Source organism: Halorubrum sp. AD140 (assembly GCF_034497445.1).
Taxonomy (GTDB): Archaea; Halobacteriota; Halobacteria; order Halobacteriales; family Haloferacaceae; genus Halorubrum.
Genome location: NZ_JAXRUU010000206.1, coordinates 1 through 1,362 on the forward strand (window position 1 = coordinate 1; position 1,362 = coordinate 1,362).

The 1,362-nt window shown below is 72.5% G+C and carries 2 protein-coding genes; both read right to left on the reverse strand.

What is annotated here, in order from left to right; genetic code table 11:
• Positions 1-632: methyl-accepting chemotaxis protein (locus U4E84_RS17475; RefSeq protein ID WP_322533362.1), on the reverse strand; the 632-nt coding region annotated here is incomplete at its 3' end.
• A 159-nt stretch (positions 633-791) separates the two neighbouring features.
• On the reverse strand, positions 792-1,362 hold a 571-nt coding region (locus U4E84_RS17480), incomplete at its 5' end, for a 23S rRNA (uridine(2552)-2'-O)-methyltransferase (RefSeq protein WP_322533363.1).

Here is a 1,362-nt window from a genome sequence, read left to right on the forward strand (position 1 = left end):
TCGACCCGGACGAGGGCCTCCTCGGTCCGCTCGTCGACGACGCGCAGCTCCTCGATGGCGGCGGTCGCGGCGTCGGTCCCCTCGTCGGTTCGCTCGGCGACGCCGGCCGCGGTCTCGGCCACCTCGTCCGCGGAGGCGGCGACCTCCTCGGTGGCGGCCGAGACGGTCTGGAGCTCGCTCGTCGCGGCCGCGATGTCGTCGCGCTGGCGGGTCGCGGCCCCCTCGATGTCGTCGACCGCGGCGTACACCTCGTCGCTCTGCGCCTTCGCGCGGTCGACGTTCGACCGGACGTGCTCCGTCGCGCCCGCGACCTCGTCGCCGAAGCCGTCGACGGCGGCCACGGTCTCCGTAATCCCGTCGACGAACTCGTTGAGCGTCGCCGCCAGCGCCGCCGCCTCGCCCTCCGCGTCCTCGGCCGGGAACCGCGCCCCGAGGTCACCGTCGGCGAGCCGTTCCGCGGCCTCGCGGAACGCCGACACCGGGACGTCCTCATCGGCACCGGTCCGAGGGGTCGTCGTCTCGCCGGACGCGACCCCGCCGTCGGTGGTCGCGTCCGCGTCGGTCGTCGCCGTCGGGTCGTCCCCCTCGGCGGAACCGCCCTCGGATTCGAAGCGTGCGCCGTCACTGTCCATTTGTCGTCACTCGCCGACCGGGGTATATAAGATTCAGAGTCGAATTATCCCGGCTGATAGCGGCAGCGAAGGTGCGCGGGTTCCGGCCGGGTGAACGGACGGTCGACCGAGAGAGCGGACGGTCAGCCAGAGAACGGGCGATCCACCGACCGTGAGGGCTCAGTTCGACGCGATCGACTCGCCGCCGTCGACCGGCTCCGCGAAGCCGAACCGCGGCTTGACGTCGGTGACCTCGACCGCGAGCGTCTCGCCGACGTCGCCGTCGACGAACAGCGTGTACCCCTCGACGTAGGCGATGCCGTCGCCCTCGTCGCCCTCCTCTTCGACGGTCACCTCGATCCGGTCGCCCTCGGCGACCGGCGAGGTCGTGTACCCCTTCGCGACGAGGTACACCTCGGAGGAGGAGTCCCGCGAGGCGGGCGGCGAGACGGTCCGGACGTACTGGAACGACGCCGCCACGTCGTCGCGGAACGCGTCGAGGTCCTCCCCCTGGAAGGCCTTCACGACGAAGTCGCCGCCGGGCGCGAGCAGCTCCTCGGCGGTGTCGAGCGCCTGCCGCGCGAGGTGGACCGAGCGGGCGTGATCGAGGGAGTACTCCCCGGTCATGTTCGGCGCCATGTCGCTCGCGACGACGTCCGCGCCGCCCTCGCCGACCGCCTCCCGCAGGTAGTGGCGGGTGCGCTCCTCGGTCATGTCGCCCCGGAGCGTCTCGACGTCGCCCTCATCGAGG